The 17,288-nt window shown below is 44.1% G+C and carries 19 protein-coding genes; 8 read left to right on the forward strand and 11 right to left on the reverse strand.

Annotation, left to right across the window (positions count from 1 at the left end; genetic code table 11):
• Positions 1-3: 3 nt before the first annotated feature.
• Both proC and ACXAFJ_RS00875 read right to left on the reverse strand, forming a co-directional pair.
• On the reverse strand, positions 4-822 hold the full coding sequence (gene proC / locus ACXAFJ_RS00870) for a pyrroline-5-carboxylate reductase (RefSeq protein ID WP_475320766.1): 819 nt from the start codon (positions 820-822) through the stop codon (positions 4-6).
• 41 nt (positions 823-863) lie between these two features.
• Complete coding sequence (locus ACXAFJ_RS00875; protein WP_475320768.1) at positions 864-1,571, reverse strand: YggS family pyridoxal phosphate-dependent enzyme; 708 nt, start codon at positions 1,569-1,571, stop codon at positions 864-866.
• Positions 1,572-1,593: 22 nt separating this feature from the next.
• Here ACXAFJ_RS00875 and ACXAFJ_RS00880 point away from each other — a divergent pair, with 22 nt between their 5' ends.
• Positions 1,594-2,637, forward strand: a complete 1,044-nt coding sequence (locus ACXAFJ_RS00880) for a type IV pilus twitching motility protein PilT (RefSeq protein ID WP_475320769.1) — start codon at positions 1,594-1,596, stop codon at positions 2,635-2,637.
• Between the two features lie 9 nt (positions 2,638-2,646).
• On the forward strand, positions 2,647-3,753 hold the full coding sequence (locus ACXAFJ_RS00885; protein ID WP_475320771.1) for a PilT/PilU family type 4a pilus ATPase: 1,107 nt from the start codon (positions 2,647-2,649) through the stop codon (positions 3,751-3,753).
• 58 nt (positions 3,754-3,811) lie between these two features.
• Here the strand turns inward: ACXAFJ_RS00885 and ruvX are convergent, their stop codons facing one another.
• From ruvX to ACXAFJ_RS00925, 8 genes are all read right to left on the reverse strand, one after another.
• Entirely contained in the window at positions 3,812-4,264 is a 453-nt protein-coding gene (gene ruvX / locus ACXAFJ_RS00890) for a Holliday junction resolvase RuvX (protein WP_475320772.1), read from the reverse strand.
• 3 nt (positions 4,265-4,267) lie between these two features.
• The gene (locus ACXAFJ_RS00895; RefSeq protein WP_475320773.1) at positions 4,268-4,831 is read right to left on the reverse strand and encodes a YqgE/AlgH family protein; all 564 of its coding nucleotides are present in this window, start codon (positions 4,829-4,831) and stop codon (positions 4,268-4,270) included.
• A 17-nt stretch (positions 4,832-4,848) separates the two neighbouring features.
• Positions 4,849-5,805, reverse strand: a complete 957-nt coding sequence (gene gshB / locus ACXAFJ_RS00900; protein WP_475320775.1) for a glutathione synthase — start codon at positions 5,803-5,805, stop codon at positions 4,849-4,851.
• A gap of 39 nt (positions 5,806-5,844) precedes the next feature.
• Positions 5,845-6,576, reverse strand: coding sequence for a 16S rRNA (uracil(1498)-N(3))-methyltransferase (rsmE, locus tag ACXAFJ_RS00905; protein ID WP_475320776.1), 732 nt, complete (start codon positions 6,574-6,576; stop codon positions 5,845-5,847).
• 73 nt (positions 6,577-6,649) lie between these two features.
• On the reverse strand, positions 6,650-7,159 hold the full coding sequence (locus ACXAFJ_RS00910; protein WP_475320777.1) for a SprT family zinc-dependent metalloprotease: 510 nt from the start codon (positions 7,157-7,159) through the stop codon (positions 6,650-6,652).
• A gap of 91 nt (positions 7,160-7,250) precedes the next feature.
• Positions 7,251-8,048 (reverse strand): DUF2189 domain-containing protein, encoded by a 798-nt coding sequence (locus ACXAFJ_RS00915; protein ID WP_475320779.1) that lies wholly within the window; start codon positions 8,046-8,048, stop codon positions 7,251-7,253.
• Positions 8,049-8,356: 308 nt separating this feature from the next.
• Positions 8,357-9,508, reverse strand: coding sequence for a methionine adenosyltransferase (gene metK, locus ACXAFJ_RS00920; RefSeq protein WP_475320781.1), 1,152 nt, complete (start codon positions 9,506-9,508; stop codon positions 8,357-8,359).
• A gap of 232 nt (positions 9,509-9,740) precedes the next feature.
• Complete coding sequence (locus ACXAFJ_RS00925; RefSeq protein WP_475320783.1) at positions 9,741-9,971, reverse strand: hypothetical protein; 231 nt, start codon at positions 9,969-9,971, stop codon at positions 9,741-9,743.
• Positions 9,972-10,181: 210 nt separating this feature from the next.
• Between ACXAFJ_RS00925 and epd the strand changes: the two genes are divergently transcribed.
• From epd to mscS, 4 genes are all read left to right on the forward strand, one after another.
• Complete coding sequence (gene epd, locus ACXAFJ_RS00930; protein WP_475320784.1) at positions 10,182-11,207, forward strand: erythrose-4-phosphate dehydrogenase; 1,026 nt, start codon at positions 10,182-10,184, stop codon at positions 11,205-11,207.
• A 142-nt stretch (positions 11,208-11,349) separates the two neighbouring features.
• Positions 11,350-12,510 (forward strand): phosphoglycerate kinase, encoded by a 1,161-nt coding sequence (locus tag ACXAFJ_RS00935; RefSeq protein ID WP_475320786.1) that lies wholly within the window; start codon positions 11,350-11,352, stop codon positions 12,508-12,510.
• A 148-nt stretch (positions 12,511-12,658) separates the two neighbouring features.
• The gene (gene fbaA, locus ACXAFJ_RS00940; RefSeq protein WP_475320787.1) at positions 12,659-13,735 is read left to right on the forward strand and encodes a class II fructose-bisphosphate aldolase; all 1,077 of its coding nucleotides are present in this window, start codon (positions 12,659-12,661) and stop codon (positions 13,733-13,735) included.
• A 193-nt stretch (positions 13,736-13,928) separates the two neighbouring features.
• On the forward strand, positions 13,929-14,792 hold the full coding sequence (mscS, locus tag ACXAFJ_RS00945) for a small-conductance mechanosensitive channel MscS (RefSeq protein ID WP_475320788.1): 864 nt from the start codon (positions 13,929-13,931) through the stop codon (positions 14,790-14,792).
• 64 nt (positions 14,793-14,856) lie between these two features.
• Here mscS and ACXAFJ_RS00950 read toward each other — a convergent pair whose 3' ends face one another.
• Positions 14,857-15,495, reverse strand: a complete 639-nt coding sequence (locus ACXAFJ_RS00950) for a LysE/ArgO family amino acid transporter (protein ID WP_475320790.1) — start codon at positions 15,493-15,495, stop codon at positions 14,857-14,859.
• A gap of 92 nt (positions 15,496-15,587) precedes the next feature.
• Here ACXAFJ_RS00950 and ACXAFJ_RS00955 point away from each other — a divergent pair, with 92 nt between their 5' ends.
• Complete coding sequence (locus ACXAFJ_RS00955; RefSeq protein WP_475320791.1) at positions 15,588-16,487, forward strand: LysR family transcriptional regulator ArgP; 900 nt, start codon at positions 15,588-15,590, stop codon at positions 16,485-16,487.
• A gap of 21 nt (positions 16,488-16,508) precedes the next feature.
• On the forward strand, positions 16,509-17,216 hold the full coding sequence (locus ACXAFJ_RS00960; protein ID WP_475320793.1) for an oxidative stress defense protein: 708 nt from the start codon (positions 16,509-16,511) through the stop codon (positions 17,214-17,216).
• Positions 17,217-17,288: the final 72 nt, after the last annotated feature.

Consider the following 17,288-nt stretch of genomic DNA (forward strand, 5'->3'; position numbering starts at 1 on the left):
ATTCTAAAACAAATTTTCCATTTCTTCAGCACGTGTCACCGCGGCTTTCATCGCTTTAGCAACAATATCGGTCAGTTGATGCTCATTGAATGTTCGCAAAGCCTCAGCTGTGGTTCCACCTTTCGAGGTCACTTGTTCCCTGAGCGTACCAATTTCGGTGTCAGCATTTTCTATCACCATTTTTGCCGCGCCTAGCGCTGACTGCTGCACTAATTGGCGAGCGGTATCAGAGTCAAAACCTTGTGCCATGGCTTCTTTTTGCATGGCTTCCATAAACAAGAAGAAGTATGCAGGTGCGCTTCCTGCAGCTGCAATGACATTGTTAATTTCAGACTCTTGTTGCACCCAAACGGTTTTGCCGACCGCTTCGAGTAGTTGTGCCGCGAACTGTTTTTGTGATGAACTGACGCGTTCGTTAGCAAACAGCCCGCTCATGCCTTCGCCAACTAGTGCTGGTGTATTGGGCATAACACGAACGAGAGACAATGAGCTATCTAGCATTTCCTCCAATCGACTTGCTTTGATTCCTGCCGCAATGGACACCACAAGTTTGCCATCAAAGCTAATACCATGCAGGTCTTTACCCACGACTTCCATTAGCTGTGGCTTAACCGCTAAAACAATCACATCTGCTTGCTCAGCTGCGACTCGATTGTCTTGCTCGGTATTGATTGAGAAAGTTTCGCTTAAATATTGACGTTGCGACTCATTTGGATCGGTTGCGGTAATTAAATTGGCTGGGTATCCACTCGCCACTAATCCAGCAATGATAGAGCGTGCCATGTTACCGGCGCCAATAAACGTAATTCGTTGAGTCGTCATGTTCTAATTATTCCTTTTAACTAACTGGGCGATGTGAAGCACTATTTTGAGTAATCTCTAGCACCAAAAATAGCCGTTCCAATACGAACCATAGTGCTGCCTGCTTCAATCGCAGATTCCATATCACCACTCATCCCCATAGAAAGAGTATCAACCTGAGGGAATTTGTTCTTCAACTGGCTTTGCCAATCTTGAAGCTGTTTAAAGGTGGCAAGCTGCTCAGCCTTGTTGTCTGTTGCTTCTGGAATCGCCATCAAGCCCCTAAGATTCAAACTGCCTTGAGTAGCTATAAAGCCGGCTAGGTCTAGCATCTGGGAAACCGATGAAACACCAGATTTTGATGCCTCATTACTAATATTGACTTGAATGAGAACCTGCAGTCTTTCTTTGCTATCAGGTCTTTGATCATTCAGTCGCTTGGCTATTTTTTCGCGGTCGATCGTATGTACCCAATCAAATCGTTCCGCAACTAAGCGCGACTTATTAGACTGAATGGGGCCAATAAAGTGCCAAATCAAGGGCAACTCAGGGTGATGCTCTTGAAAGTAATCGACTTTGTCAGCGCCTTCTTGCACGTAATTTTCACCAAACTGGATTTGGCCACCGTTAGCTGCTTCGAGAATTGCTTCCACCGGCTTAGTTTTACTGACCGCAAGAAGTTGCACCGAGTCTGGAGCTCGTCCACACTTTTGTTGTGCATCCGCTATCTGTGAGGTGATATGTTCAATGTTTTGTTGAATACTACTCATGGCATTTTACTAAGGAAAATAAATGGATATCGCAGAGTTACTGGATTTCAGTGTAAAACATAAAGCATCGGATCTACACCTTTCTGCTGGTGTTTCTCCCATGATACGTATCGACGGCGAAGTAAGAAAGCTCGGCGTGCCGGCTTTTAGTCATTCAGATGTTCACAGATTAGTGTTCGAAATCATGAATGACAAACAGAGAAGCGAATTTGAAGCGAACTTGGAAGTGGATTTTTCGTTTGAACTTCCCAATGTCGGTCGATTCCGTGTCAACGCCTTTCACCAAGCTCGAGGTTGCTCAGCGGTATTCCGAACCATTCCTGTTGATATTCCTACTCTACAAGAAATTGATGCACCAGAAGTTTTTAACAAAATCGCCAATATGGAAAAAGGCTTAGTGTTGGTAACCGGCCCTACAGGTTCGGGTAAATCAACCACGCTTGCTGCCATGGTGGATTACATCAACAAGCATCACAACAAACATATCTTAACCATTGAAGACCCGATTGAATTTGTTCACACCAATAACAAATGCTTGGTGAACCAGCGCGAGGTTCATAAAGACACGCACAGCTTCAACAATGCTCTGCGTTCGGCGCTGCGTGAAGACCCAGATGTTATTTTGGTCGGTGAGCTACGTGACCAAGAAACCATAAGCCTAGCGCTTACGGCAGCCGAAACAGGCCACTTGGTATTTGGTACCTTGCATACTAGTTCTGCAGCAAAAACCATCGACCGTATCATTGATGTATTCCCAGGGGCTGATAAAGATATGGTTCGCTCCATGTTGTCGGAATCATTACGAGCCGTTATTGCACAGAAGTTATTAAAACGAATCGGTGGCGGTCGAGTCGCTTGTCACGAGATCATGATGGCGACTCCAGCCATTCGAAATCTGATCCGCGAAGACAAAGTGGCGCAGATGTACTCAATTATTCAAACCGGAGCAGCTCATGGCATGCAAACCATGGAGCAAAATAGCCGACAGTTAATTGCTCAAGGCGTGGTGGATTCGGAAGAAGTGGCTCAGAAAATCGAAGTAGATACGATGTCATCTAACTTCTAAGGAACGAATATGGATATCGCACCATTTTTAGACGCCATGGTGGCGCAAAAAGCTTCAGACCTTTACATCACAGTCGATGCTCCCATTTTGTATCGGGTAGATGGGGTGCTTCGTGCCAAAGGCGATCCCCTTGATGAAAAACAAGTGATCGCTTTACTGGCTGGAATGATGGAAGAAGATAGACAGTTGGAATATCACAAAACTCGTGAAGCCAACTTTGCTGTGGTTTTGCCGTCAGGTCGTTTTAGGGTGAGTGCGTTTTTCCAGCGTGAGTTACCGGGTGCGGTGATTCGTCGCATAGAAACACAAATTCCAACGTTTGCAGAGTTAAACCTTCCCGATGTTTTGCAAGACCTATCGATTGCTAAGCGGGGTCTAGTGCTGGTGGTCGGCGCGACGGGCTCGGGTAAGTCGACCACAATGGCGGCGATGACTGGCTATCGCAACTCTCATCGCTCTGGTCATATTTTAACGGTTGAAGACCCGATTGAATTTGTTCACCAACACAATAAATGCATCATTACTCAGCGTGAAGTGGGATTAGACACTGAAAGCTACGAAGTGGCGCTAAAAAACTCGTTGCGTCAGGCGCCTGATATGATTTTGATTGGTGAAATCCGTACCAGAGAAACCATGGAATACGCGATGACGTTTGCGGAAACAGGGCATCTGTGTATGGCGACCTTGCACGCTAATAACGCGAACCAAGCTCTGGAACGAATCCTCCATTTAGTGCCTAACGAGCAAAAAGAGCAGTTCTTGTTTGATTTGTCGACTAACCTAAAAGGTGTGATTGGTCAGCAATTATTAAGAGACAAACGAGGGAAAGGTCGACATGGTGTATTTGAAGTTCTGCTAAACACACCGCGTGTTGCAGACTTAATTCGCCGCGGAGAGATGCACGAACTAAAAACGGCCATGGCTCGCTCAAAAGAAGTGGGAATGCAGACCTTTGACCAAGCGCTCTATCACTTAGTGGTAGAAGACAAGATCAATGAAGAAGATGCGTTGCACAGTGCGGATTCTGCTAACGATTTGCGCATAATGTTGAAAACTCGTCGTGGAGAGGTTCAAAGCTCAGGCGCGTTAGATGACGTTAAGATTGATATGGGTTAGTGGCGAGTAACACTAAACAAAAGAGGCGACCTAAGGTCGCCTCTTTTGTTTACAAGGGTTAATCTTGCCACAGAGATTCAAACCAACTCTCTAGAATGACTACCGCTGATTGGCAGTCTACGTTACCTTTACTGAGCGCTTTGTATCCACCTTGCGAGAATAAATCTGCTCTTGCTTCACGGGTTGATAGCCTTTCATCGTGCAGTTCAACTGGCAGACCAAAGCGACCGTGCAGTCGATTAGCAAACTTCTTAGCGCGTGGTGTAACAGATTCGAGCGGTTTGCCATCCAAATCTAGCGGCAAGCCGACAACCACTAAGTCTGGTTGCCATTCTTTAATACTCGCCTCGATTTGGTCCCAATTTGGGATGCCATCATTAGCTTTAAACGCTTTGTGAGGAGACGCCGTACCGGTCACTTCCTGACCTATGGCACTACCAATACTCTTGGTGCCAAAATCAAAAGCCAAAATGGTACGTTTACCTATATTGTCTTGTTTAACTTGTGACATTCTTTAAGCGTGTCCTGTATCGCTAGATAAATTAGCGGCGCTAATACCAAGACGTTCAACTGCTTTAGTCCAGCGCTCTTGAATTGGTGTGTTAAAAATTAAGTCAGGATCCGCTTCGATGGTTAGCCAAGAATTCTCCGCCAGTTCTGTCTCGAGCTGCCCTGCTTCCCAGCCTGAGTAACCTAGCGCGACTAGGTAATTATCAGGTTCCGCTTCTGTTCCAAGTACTGTGAGTATGTCTTTGGAGGTCGTCACTGAAATTTGCTCGGTCATTTGCAGACTAGATTCATAGTGATCTTTGGGTCTATGTAGAATAAAACCTCGATCTTCCGAAACAGGACCACCGTTTAGAACGGGTTTTTCCAAACTGTCGGTATTTAGCTGTGGATGTACCGGCTGCACATCGACTTGCTTGAGCATTTTGGCGACCGAGATATCAATGGGGGCATTGATCATTAGTCCCATCGCACCTTCATCATTGTGTTCACACACATATATCACACGGCGATTGAAATATGGATCTTTCATGCCCGGCATCGCAACCAAGAAATGGTTTGTTAGGTTCATCAGGGCTCCTGCAGCGTTTAGTTGGCAGAGTCTTTTAGACGTCGCTCAATGGCATCCATCAGTTTTCCAGTAATGGAGATATCAAACGCCGCTTCGACTTCGCGAATACACGTCGGGCTAGTCACATTGATCTCGGTAAGTTTGTCGCCGATGACATCTAAACCAACAAAGATAAGCCCTTTTTCTTTAAGTGTAGGCGCTACTGCCGCTGCTATCTGTTTATCTGTTTCAGATAGCGGGCGAGCTTCACCGCGTCCACCTGCTGCAAGGTTACCGCGAGTTTCTCCTTTGGCGGGAATTCTAGCCAAGCAATACGGCATAGCTTCACCGTCTACAACTAAGATGCGTTTATCGCCATTAGAGATATCAGGTACAAAAGTTTGCGCCATGGCGTACTGAGTCTGATGTGCAGTCAGGGTTTCGATGATGACCGATAGATTGGGATCGTCTTGTTTGACGCGGAAAATGGAGGCTCCACCCATACCATCAAGCGGCTTTAAAATGACATCACCGTGCTCTTGGGCAAAAGACTTTATCTTACTTGCTTTACGCGTCACAACCGTTGTTGGGGTGAGTTCAGGGAACCAAGCGGTAAATAGCTTTTCATTACAGTCACGCAAACTTTGCGGTTTGTTTACGATGAGCGTTCCCTGTTCCTCTGCGCGTTCCAGAATATAAGTGGCGTAGATGTATTCGGTATCAAACGGTGGATCTTTGCGCATCAATACCACATCCAGATCAGCCAACTTAATGGTTTGCTCTGATTGAAACTGGTACCACTGCTGTGGATTTTCTTCAACGGTCACGACTTTAGTATCAGCCCAAGCTTCACCCTGATCTAAGTGTAAGTCATGCATTTCCATATAATGCAGCTCATAACCACGGCGCTGAGCTTCCATTAACATGGCGAAACTGGAATCTTTTTTAATGTTGATGGACGAGATTGGGTCCATCACTATACCTAGCTTGATCATTTGAATTCTCCGTAATAAGGACTCAGTGTCGCTGGACGTTTAACCCAGATCGCCAAATCTCACTTGTAAAGCGGTAATCGCAGTCAATGCTGCCGTTTCGGTGCGCAATACTCGAGGGCCGAGCAAGGTCTCTTCAAATCCATTGTCACGCGTCATCGCGATTTCTTGTGCTGATAGTCCACCTTCTGGACCAATTAACAATCGAATCTGTTGGGACGCTTCTGGCAGAGTATTGATAGAGTATTTTGCTCTTGGGTGTAAGTTGAGGTTAAGGCCATCAAATGGCGTTTTACTCCATTCTTCAAGCGGCTGTATTGGGTGAATCGTTGGTACAACATTTCGTCCACATTGCTCACAGGCAGCAATCGCGATCTTCTGCCATTGCTGGAGCTTTTTCTCAAAACGTTTGGCGTCGAGTTTTACACCACAGCGCTCAGAAATAAGAGGGGTAATACTATTCACACCAAGCTCGACCGATTTTTGAATGGTAAATTCCATTTTTTCACCGCGCGAGATGACTTGTCCCAAGTGCAAATCCAGCGGTGATTCACTATTGTGATCAACCTTATCAAGTAGCTCAACAGTGACACGTTTTTTTGTTACTTCGGTGATGCGTGCTGGATACTGGCTTCCCAAACCATCAAACAGTTCAAGCTGTTGGTCAACTTGCATACGAAGAACGCGGCCCACGTGGTTGGATGCGTCATCGCTAAGCGCTAGCGAGCCTAGAGTGGAAATGGGACTTGGGTGATAGATTCTTGGGATTCGCATAAGTGCCTAGCAGATAAAAACGTTAGGATAGCAATAACATGGATGCCAGCGCCGAAAAAAACAAGGGTTACGGTTATGTTGAGAGTCTTAATGGCGTTTTACATTGTTTGCAGAGGTAAACACGTTGATTTTTGAGCACCGCGTTATGACGCCGAATAGATAGATTATGAGTAGTACAGTCACATTGATAAATAAATTGTTTCCCTTGAACGGCTGAAATATCAAAGGAGTGTGTAGTTTTTGGAGTTATTGAAAAAACCTCGACCATTATGTTTTGCCACTCCTTACCATGCGGTCGAACTCGCCCAAAGTATTTCCACACGATGAGATGTGCCAGTTCATGGGGAATCACTTCTTGAGTAAATGCTTGCTGATTTTGCCAGAAGAGGACCGGATTGAGCCTAATTTCGCCAGTTGTTAGCAGCGCTTTGCCGGCCACTTTACCTCTGACATTTAGAGAGATTGAAGGAACGCCCTCCAATTGCCATCCTTTCTCCACAGCTACTTGATACCAGTGGTTTAAAGTCTTCACTGCGGAATCTTGCAGATAAGTTAATTGGGATTGGCTGAGTTTGACTGACATAAAAAGCCCCACGAATAAGTGGGGCAGATACTAGCAGTACTAATTGAGTTCGAAAACCATCGAAATAGCTGTTTTCGTTTTCGATTCCAACTTAAACGTGATGCTTTTTACGAATTGTTTCATGGTAGGCGTGCCATGTTCCGTAACCAAGCAGAGGCATGGTGAATAGCATGCCAATCCCATATGTAGCGAAGCCAACTAGAATTCCAGCACAAATTATCGCGGCCCACACTATCATCGCTGGAATGTTCGATTTAACAGCATTAAAACTGGTAAATACGGCGGTCATAATATCCACTCGGCGTTCCATCATCATCGGCATGGAAAACGCTGAGATACTGAAAATAACGCACGCAATAACAAATCCAGCCATTGAACCGATCGCTAAAAATGGAAGAAAGTCGGTTAACGGAGCACCTTGAACTGATGGGTAAAGTGCATGCAGGAGAGCAGCCACTCGCATCCAAAAGATCATGGCAACGGCCAGTAATACGGCAAACGCCCATTGTGAGCTGGAGTTGCGTCCAATAGCTTTCATGGAATGGAATAAACTGGCTTCATGGCCTTTCTCCCTTTCCCACGCAGCATCGTATAAACCCAGTGCCAAAAATGGGCCAATTAACATGTAGACAACAAGACTAGGCATTACAACTAGATGGGTTCCTTGCCACTCGACCAAAAATACAATACCAATGGCCGCAATCATAAAGCAAAAACCGTATACCAAACTGATGCCGGGCATACGGATAAAATCATGAAGGGCAAGGGACAACCAATGAAATGGGGCGGAAACGCTTAACTGATTGCAAGGTACGGTTCTAGCGTACTCGTGATCAGGCTGGCTCTTTTCCTTGTGATCCAGTTCTGACGGATTAACTGTTCGAGGCATATATCCTCCTTGTTTGATGTACTTAAGAGTTCCACTGGAAATAGCGTCACTCGAATTTAGTTGTTATGCGAAGTTAACAAACTCGCAACATCTGTTTAAATATCGAACAGTTTGGTTTTTATTGCAATGGTTTATTACGGTATAACCATAAAATAAAAGTGGGAAAAAGATGTGCTACTGACCAACAAGAGTGTACTGGTGGTAAACGGAATGAAACTAATTAAGTTCTTTGGAAGGAGCAAGCGAAGCGCGTTCAATAAAAAAGCCTCGCATTTGCGAGGCTTGATTTTATGCTGTTGAAGTTCTTTTTACAGACCAGCAAACTCTTTAAGAAGTTGTGCTTTGTCAGTTGCTTCCCATGGGAATTCCTCACGACCGAAGTGGCCGTAAGCTGCAGTCTTTTGGTAGATAGGCTGAAGTAGGTTCAGCATTTCTTGCAAACCATATGGACGCAGATCGAAGTTCTGGCGTACTGCTTCAACAATGATGTCTTGTGATACTTTTTCAGTACCAAATGTTTCAACCATGATTGAAGTTGGCTCAGCAACCCCGATAGCGTATGAAAGCTGAATTTCACAACGGTCAGCTAGACCAGCAGCAACGATATTTTTCGCTACATAACGAGCCGCGTAAGCAGCACTGCGGTCAACTTTTGATGGATCTTTACCAGAGAATGCGCCACCACCGTGGCGAGCAGCACCACCGTAGGTATCTACGATGATTTTACGACCTGTTAGACCACAGTCACCCATTGGACCACCAATTACAAAGCGGCCAGTTGGGTTGATAAAGAAGTTGGTATCTTTAGTTAGCCATTCTGTTGGTAGAACTGGCTTGATGATTTCTTCCATTACCGCTTCGCGCAGATCTGGCGTTGAAATTGAATCACAGTGTTGAGTTGATAATACAACGGCATCAATACCAACAATTTTGCCTTGGTCGTATTGGAAGGTAACCTGAGATTTTGCATCTGGACGCAACCAAGGTAGAGAACCATTTTTACGTACTTCAGCTTGTTTTTGAACAAGACGGTGAGAGTAAGTAATAGGTGCTGGCATCAAAATGTCAGTTTCGTTTGTTGCGTAACCGAACATAATACCTTGGTCACCAGCGCCTTGCTCTTTAGGGTCTGCCTTATCAACACCTTGGTTTATGTCAGGTGATTGCTTACCGATGGTGTTTAGAACCGCACAAGAGTCGGCATCAAAACCCATGTCAGAGTGAACGTAACCAATTTCGCGAACTGTTTTACGGGTGAGTTCTTCAATGTCTACCCAAGCTGATGTGGTGATCTCACCACCGACCATCACCATACCCGTTTTTACGTATGTCTCACACGCTACACGGGCTTTAGGATCTTGCTCGATGATCGCGTCTAGTACTGCGTCAGAGATTTGATCTGCAATTTTATCTGGATGACCTTCTGATACAGATTCAGAAGTAAAAAGGTGCTTAGCCATAACAGTTCCACTTTTACAGTTATTCGATCAGAAAGAGTCGAACAAAAATAATTCAATTAGGTGTATTTACATCTAGACGTCTATTTTAGGATCGAATGAAAGAAATTCAAGCAATTTTTGACGTCTATCATATTTCAGTTTAGGAAAGTTATATGTGATAGAGAGTAGTTTAGATCTTAAATAGGAATAAAAAAGCCCTCTAAAATCAGAGGGCTAAAGGCGAAAATTTATGTTACTCGAACTCGTTACCTAGGTTCTCTTTGGTTCGATGTCCACATACTTTACAGATTAGGTATCTGTCCATGTTGAAGTAGTGACCACCATTAATGAACTCTCGAACGACTAACATGATTCTTTTGTACCAAGTATCAAAACTATCGTAAGAGCTTGGCTTTCGCTCTAAAGTTTCTTTGTAAGCGGTTAATGCATCACATCGTTGGCAATAGTGAGTTTGATCAGACATTATTTGACCCTCAGTGAAAAAATGAAAACACAGAAAGCTGATAAGTCAAAGATTAGAAATCAATGTCTTAACTGAAATATACCGTTAGTAACGACTTTGTCTAGCAATTAATTGAACGTTGAAACCGAAGCTGCGAGTAAATAGTGCGCGGTGTCACGCAATCGGTTACTATTTGTCGCACATTATTTATTAGCCACATCAGATCTTCACATGCTAAAAGTTGCGATAAATGGATTTGGTCGTATCGGTCGGAACGTACTTCGAGCGGTTTACGAGAGCGGAAAGCACCAAGCTATCAAAGTTGTTGCAGTAAATGAACTCGCTCAGCCGGACGCCATGGCTCATCTACTTCAATATGATACCAGCCATGGTCGATTTGCTCGAAAAGTAACAAATGACCAGGAACACCTTTATATACATAGAGCGGATGGTGATTTTGATTCGATCCGAATTTTGCATTCAAGTGAAATCGATCTACTACCGTGGCGAGATTTGGAAGTAGATATAGTTCTCGATTGTACCGGTGTTTATGGCTCGCAAGCAGATGGCCAAGCTCATATCGAAGCTGGTGCAAAGAAGGTGCTTTTCTCACACCCAGGTAGTGCTGATGTGGATAACACAGTTATTTATGGTGTGAATCACGAGACATTAACCGCGCAGCAAAATGTCGTATCTAATGGATCGTGTACGACTAACTGTATTGTCCCGATTATCAAAGCATTGGATGATGCCTTCGGTATTGATTCTGGAACCATCACTACGATTCACTCGTCCATGAATGATCAGCAGGTGATAGACGCTTACCACAATGACCTGCGTCGGACACGGGCGGCGAGTCAATCTATCATTCCAGTCGATACCAAACTGCATAAGGGTATTGAAAGAATATTCCCGAAATTTTCCAACAAATTTGAAGCGATTTCCGTCAGAGTTCCCACTGTAAATGTGACTGCGATGGATTTAAGTGTCACAATTAATACAAATGTGAAAGTTAATGACGTAAATCAAACCATAATTGATGCTGCTCGGTGTACATTAAGTGGCATCGTTGACTATACTGAGGCGCCGCTGGTATCCATCGACTTTAATCACGATCCTCACAGTGCGATCGTAGATGGGACGCAAACTCGTGTCAGTAATGGCCATCTAGTAAAAATGCTGGTGTGGTGTGACAACGAATGGGGCTTTGCAAACCGGATGCTCGATACAACGCTAGCTATGTTTGAAGCAGATTAGTTTGCATTATTTTTAGGCTTGAAATAAATAAGCTTGCCCCCATATACAGCGCAAGTATTGGTAAGAATCAAAAATTCTTATTGGTTTGGCAGGAAGCCGAGCCCAATAATTTAAATTTACTTTTTGTTTGAGAGGACAAATCATGTCTGTAATCAAGTTGACTGACCTGGAACTCGCAGGTAAACGTGTATTTATTCGTGCGGATCTAAACGTACCAGTAAAAGAAGGCAAAGTGACTTCGGATGCACGTATTCTAGCTTCACTACCTACAATTAAGCACTGCTTGGAAGCAGGTGCGAAAGTAATGGTAACGTCTCACCTAGGTCGTCCTACAGAAGGCGAATACGCTGAAGAGTTCTCTCTACAACCAGTTGTTAACTACCTAAACGACGCTCTAGATTGCGACGTTAAACTAGCAAAAGATTACCTAGATGGTCTTGAACTAAATGCAGGTGAGCTTGTTGTTCTAGAAAACGTTCGCTTTAACAAAGGCGAGAAGAAGAACGAAGAAGCGCTATCTAAGAAATATGCAGCTCTTTGTGACATCTTCGTAATGGACGCGTTCGGTACGGCTCACCGTGCGCAAGCGTCTACTCACGGCGTTGGTATGAATGCTCCAGTAGCATGTGCTGGTCCTCTTCTTGCGGCAGAACTAGAAGCACTTGGTAAAGCGATGGATAACCCAGAGCGCCCACTTGTTGCTATCGTTGGTGGTTCAAAAGTATCAACTAAGCTTACGGTTCTTGAGTCTCTTTCTAAAGTGGCAGACCAACTAGTTGTTGGTGGCGGTATTGCAAACACATTTATTGCTGCTGAAGGCCATAACGTTGGTAAATCTCTATACGAAGCAGACCTTGTTGAAACGGCTCAAAAGCTAATGAAAGAGTGTGCAATTCCAGTTGCAACTGACGTGGCATGTGCAAAAGCATTCGACGAAAACGCAGAGGCGGAAATCAAACCAGTAACTGAAGTTGCTGATGACGACATGATTTTCGACCTTGGTCCTGATTCAACTGCTGCACTTGCTGAAATCATCGGCAATGCAAAAACGATTCTTTGGAATGGTCCAGTTGGCGTATTCGAGTTCAAAAACTTCGAAGCGGGTACGGCGGGAATTTCAAAGGCTATCGCTGAATCAGCTGGTTTCTCTGTAGCTGGTGGTGGTGACACTCTAGCGGCAATCGACAAGTTTGGTATTAAAGCAGATGTTTCTTACATCTCAACAGGTGGTGGTGCTTTCCTTGAATTTGTAGAAGGTAAAGTATTACCAGCAGTAGCGATGCTCGAAGAGCGCGCTAAGTAACACTGGAAAAGCGGGACTGAGTTCCCGCTTTCGTTTAGCTGCAACTTCACAGAACTTTTGTTAACATAGCGCGAATTCTGAGCAGGTAGCAGCAGACTCAACTAAAAGTTTTTGTTTTAGAAAACGACAGATAAATAGGACTCTATCCATGTCTAAGATCTTTGACTTTGTAAAGCCAGGTGTAGTAACTGGTGACGACGTACAAAAAGTATTCCAAGTAGCAAAAGAAAACAAATTTGCTCTTCCAGCAGTTAACTGTATCGGTACTGACTCTGTAAACGCAGTACTAGAAGCAGCAGCTAAAGTTAAATCTCCAGTTATCGTTCAGTTCTCTAACGGTGGTGCCGGATTCTTTGCAGGTAAAGGTCTTAAACTTGAAGGCCAAGGCGTTCAAATTCTTGGCGCTATTGCCGGTGCTAAGTACGTTCACGAAGTAGCAGAAGCTTACGGTGTACCAGTAATTCTTCACACTGACCACGCCGCTAAAAAACTTCTTCCTTGGATTGACGGTCTTCTAGACGCAGGCGAAAAGTTCTACGCAGAAACTGGTAAGCCACTATTCTCTTCTCACATGATTGACCTTTCTGAAGAGTCTCTAGAAGAGAACATCGAAATCTCTGCTAAGTACCTAGAGCGCATGGCTAAGCTAGACATGACGCTAGAAATCGAACTAGGTTGTACTGGTGGTGAAGAAGATGGTGTTGATAACTCTCACATGGACGCATCTGAGCTTTACACGTCTCCAGAAGATGTTGCTTACGCTTACGAAAAACTAAACGCAGTTAGCCCACGTTTCACTATCGCTGCATCTTTCGGTAACGTTCACGGTGTATACAAGCCAGGTAACGTTGTTCTAACACCAACTATCCTACGTGACTCTCAAGCGCACGTTTCTGAGAAATTTGGCCTAGAAGCTAACTCTCTAGATTTCGTATTCCACGGTGGTTCTGGTTCTTCTCTAGAAGAAATCCGTGAGTCAATCGGTTACGGCGTTATCAAAATGAACATCGACACTGATACTCAGTGGGCATGTTGGGATGGTATCCGTCAGTACGAATCTGACAACCACGATTACCTACAAGGTCAAATCGGTAACCCAACTGGTGAAGACGCGCCTAACAAGAAGTACTACGATCCACGTGTATGGCTACGCGCAGGTCAAGCTTCAATGGTTACTCGTCTAGAGCAAGCTTTTGCTGACCTAAACTCAGTAGACGTTCTTTAATTTAAACGTTTATTCAGTTCTAGCTTCTAAACCCGCTTTATGCGGGTTTTTTTGTGTCTGATTTTTGTTCTAAACACTACAAAAGTCTCAGAAACTTATCTAAAAATCATGCAAAAGTTATCACTACAACCGCTTTGCTAATGTTGGAAAATACGTTACTTTGCCCACCTTTGAAGGAATAAGAGAAACCAAAATGTCGACAGATACTTCGGATATACAAGCGCCTGTGGTAGAGAGCATGAACCAAGCTCAGAGCTGGCTGCAAAACAACTCAGATCTTTTAGTTCAATATGGTGTAAATATCATTTCAGCCGTGTTGATCTTGTTTATTGGTAACTTGGTGGTGAAAGCGATTGCCAATAGCGTTGCCAAAGTCTTAAACAAGAAAAAAATGGATAAAGCAGTCGTTGAATTTATCCATGGCTTAGTGCGTTACACGTTGTTTGTTATTGTGCTGATTGCGGCTCTTGGTCGACTAGGCGTACAAACGGCATCTGTAGTTGCTGTGATTGGTGCGGCAGGTCTAGCAGTTGGTTTAGCCTTGCAAGGCTCACTGTCTAACTTTGCGGCGGGTGTTTTGATTGTTGCCTTTCGACCATTTAAGTCTGGGGACTATGTTGAAGTTGCAGGTGTTGCTGGTTCAGTCGAGTCGATTCAGATTTTCCAAACTGTATTGAAAACACCAGATAATAAAGAAGTTATTGTTCCTAATGCTTCTGTGATTGGTGGTGCGATCACCAACTACTCTCGCCACGAAACACGTCGAATTGATCTAACGATTGGTGTTTCCTACCAAGCTGATTTAAAACTCACCAAAGAAGTGATTCGCAAAACCTTGGAAAATGATCCTCGAATTTTGAAAGATCCGGAAATGACTATTGGTGTTGTTGCACTTGCTGATTCATCGGTGAATTTTGCAGTAAGACCCTGGGTTAAAACCTCAGATTACTGGCCAGTCTATTTCGATATTATGGAAGCAATTAAAGTTGAGCTGGATGCCAATGGTATCGAAATTCCATTCCCGCAAATGGATGTTCATTTAAACAAAGTCGATTAAAATTCGACTCAAATAAAAATGGCGGTAAAAACCGCCATTTTTTGTATTTTGGATCAAGCTACAATTAACCCGTTAGACTCCCGATAAGTAACGCGCGTGTAAGCATAGCGGCGACAAAAACCATCATCGCACCAACAAACACATCTATTCCACGTTTTACATTTGGGCGAGATAGCACTGGACTCAACTTAGCGGCGGCAATCGAAAGGCTAAAGAACCAAAAAAACGAAGCGATAAATGCACCAATAGCAAATGCCATTCTATCGCTACCTTCAAATTGTCCGCCTACCGAACCAAGAATCACCACAGTATCGATATAAACATGTGGGTTGAGCGCGCTGACTGCAAACGCACCAAGTAGTACTGCTTTTCTGCCTGATAGCAAGGAAGCCCGCTGCTCTTCATCTTGCTCGGATGGTGCTTGCCAAGCACTTTTGAAAGACAAAAACGCATAGAAAGAGAGGAAGGCTATTCCTGCAATAGTAACCAAGTTGAGAAGAGTCTCGTTTTGTGAAAGCAGTGCACCGCCACCAAAAATACCTAACGAAATAAATATCACGTCCAGTACGCTGCATATACCTGCAGTAGTGAGATGGTGATTCTTTTTGATTCCCTGATTCAATACAAACGCGTTCTGCGCCCCGATAGGAATAATCATGCTAGCACCCAGTCCAAATCCCTGCAGTAATACCCAAATACTCATTTTCTCTCCTTAATCTGAAGTGGGTAACGTACGTCGAACAAAAAAATAAGTAAAATTAATAATATTGATTATCAATAAGTAAATCTTATTTTATGAAAGGTCTAGATTACGATTTAGTGGAAGCTCTGGATTTGGTGATTCAAAAGGGAGGGTTTGATAAAGCGGCTGACGCGCTATACATTTCCCAATCAGCTATTTCTCAACGAATCAAACAGTTGGAAAAGCAGTTTGCTGCGCCGGTTTTAGTGCGCGAAAAGCCACCAAGGGCAACGGAGCTCGGGCAAAAACTACTGGGACTGTATCGACGAGTCCGTTTGTTAGAAAGTGAAGCTTTTCCTCAGCACTTGCAATCTGACACGGGACCAAGACCGACTATTTCGATTGCGATTAATGCTGACTCTTTGGCGACTTGGCTACTGCCAGCCGTTGACGACTTTATGAGGACCGCACCCGTCAACTTGGACCTAATTGTCACCGATGAGCTGAGAACGCTCGAGCGTATGCGCAAAGGAGAGGTGGCGGGTGCAATAAGCTTGGATGCCAATCCCATTGCCGGTTGTGAATCTCATTGGCTTGGTAGGATGGACTATTTGTGTGTTTGTAATCCGCAATTTGCCAATCAGTACTTCGCCAATGGTGTAAATTCTGAGTCTCTAATGGCGGCGCCAACGGTACTCTTTGATTATCACGACCAACTAAACCAGCGTTTTTATCAGGATCATTTTGACCTGAAATCAGAGCCCAATCGCGTGCATCATGTCGCAAGTTCTGAGGCGTTTGTACACCTGGCAAAACACGGTGTTGGCTACTGTCTGATCCCTGAAGTTCAGATTGAAAACGAACTAAAACACGGAACGCTTGTCGATATAACACCAGGGTTAGCATTATCTCATCAGCTGTATTGGCATCACTGGCAAGTTGAAGGAAAGGTATTTCGTCAACTCAGCCAAGACATTATGAATTACGCCAAACAGGTGCTGCCTCAAGTTTAAAATGATCGGTCGAGGATACCTATGATTCAGACTCTTAAAACACTTTCGTTGACTGCTGCACTGTCTTTCTTGTCGTTGCCAACGCTGGCAATGGATTTTCCGCATTTAACAACTTCAGGTTATGGAGAAGTCGTTGCCACTCCTGATATGGCTGAGTTTTCCGTAACGGTGGTCGCTTCGACTAAAACTGCTGAGCAAGCTAAACAAAAAGTCGATGAAGCCGTGGCTCGTTTTATTTCGACCTTAACCAGTGACGGTGTCAAAAAACAGCAGATTACTAGCTCAAATTTACATTTGTCTCCTCAATACCACTATCCAAACAACAAAAAAAGGGAACTTACCGGCTATCATGCTTCACGCCGAATCTCAGTGACGGTTCTCGACCTAGAAAAATTGAACCCTTACCTAGATTTAGCTTTGTCTTCGGGAATCAATCAGGTCGACAACATCCAGCTAAAAGTAAAAGATACCGCCAAATATCAACAACAAGCGCGCGATCTCGCCATTCAAGATGCACAGCAAAAAGCGCACGCTCTAGCCAAAGGTTTTGGTAGTGAAATTCAATCGGTCTGGCGCATTTCTTACAATACACGTCAACATGCTCCTGTGTATCCAATGGGCGTGATGATGGAAGCTAAAGTCTCGAGCGATTCTGGTTATCAAGACGCTACATTGACTATCTCAGACTCGGTGGACGTGCTGTATCGATTACAGGTGGAAAGTAACTAATACATCAGGATTATATTTTTGTAATCAATTAATGCTAATTAATTAGTCATATTGAGTAAATGATATATAATT

The organism is Vibrio sp. ABH4_348, assembly GCF_056159765.1.

Bases quoted from the DNA above. Each gene is read 5' to 3' on its own strand.
- proC (WP_475320766.1), bottom strand. From the start codon at position 822: ATGACGACTCAACGAATTACGTTTATTGGCGCCGGTAACATGGCACGC.
- ACXAFJ_RS00875 (WP_475320768.1), bottom strand. From the start codon at position 1,571: ATGAGTAGTATTCAACAAAACATTGAACATATCACCTCACAGATAGCG.
- ACXAFJ_RS00880 (WP_475320769.1), top strand. From the start codon at position 1,594: ATGGATATCGCAGAGTTACTGGATTTCAGTGTAAAACATAAAGCATCG.
- ACXAFJ_RS00885 (WP_475320771.1), top strand. From the start codon at position 2,647: ATGGATATCGCACCATTTTTAGACGCCATGGTGGCGCAAAAAGCTTCA.
- ruvX (WP_475320772.1), bottom strand. From the start codon at position 4,264: ATGTCACAAGTTAAACAAGACAATATAGGTAAACGTACCATTTTGGCT.
- ACXAFJ_RS00895 (WP_475320773.1), bottom strand. From the start codon at position 4,831: ATGAACCTAACAAACCATTTCTTGGTTGCGATGCCGGGCATGAAAGAT.
- gshB (WP_475320775.1), bottom strand. From the start codon at position 5,805: ATGATCAAGCTAGGTATAGTGATGGACCCAATCTCGTCCATCAACATT.
- rsmE (WP_475320776.1), bottom strand. From the start codon at position 6,576: ATGCGAATCCCAAGAATCTATCACCCAAGTCCCATTTCCACTCTAGGC.
- ACXAFJ_RS00910 (WP_475320777.1), bottom strand. From the start codon at position 7,159: ATGTCAGTCAAACTCAGCCAATCCCAATTAACTTATCTGCAAGATTCC.
- ACXAFJ_RS00915 (WP_475320779.1), bottom strand. From the start codon at position 8,048: ATGCCTCGAACAGTTAATCCGTCAGAACTGGATCACAAGGAAAAGAGC.
- metK (WP_475320781.1), bottom strand. From the start codon at position 9,508: ATGGCTAAGCACCTTTTTACTTCTGAATCTGTATCAGAAGGTCATCCA.
- ACXAFJ_RS00925 (WP_475320783.1), bottom strand. From the start codon at position 9,971: ATGTCTGATCAAACTCACTATTGCCAACGATGTGATGCATTAACCGCT.
- epd (WP_475320784.1), top strand. From the start codon at position 10,182: ATGCTAAAAGTTGCGATAAATGGATTTGGTCGTATCGGTCGGAACGTA.
- ACXAFJ_RS00935 (WP_475320786.1), top strand. From the start codon at position 11,350: ATGTCTGTAATCAAGTTGACTGACCTGGAACTCGCAGGTAAACGTGTA.
- fbaA (WP_475320787.1), top strand. From the start codon at position 12,659: ATGTCTAAGATCTTTGACTTTGTAAAGCCAGGTGTAGTAACTGGTGAC.
- mscS (WP_475320788.1), top strand. From the start codon at position 13,929: ATGTCGACAGATACTTCGGATATACAAGCGCCTGTGGTAGAGAGCATG.
- ACXAFJ_RS00950 (WP_475320790.1), bottom strand. From the start codon at position 15,495: ATGAGTATTTGGGTATTACTGCAGGGATTTGGACTGGGTGCTAGCATG.
- ACXAFJ_RS00955 (WP_475320791.1), top strand. From the start codon at position 15,588: ATGAAAGGTCTAGATTACGATTTAGTGGAAGCTCTGGATTTGGTGATT.
- ACXAFJ_RS00960 (WP_475320793.1), top strand. From the start codon at position 16,509: ATGATTCAGACTCTTAAAACACTTTCGTTGACTGCTGCACTGTCTTTC.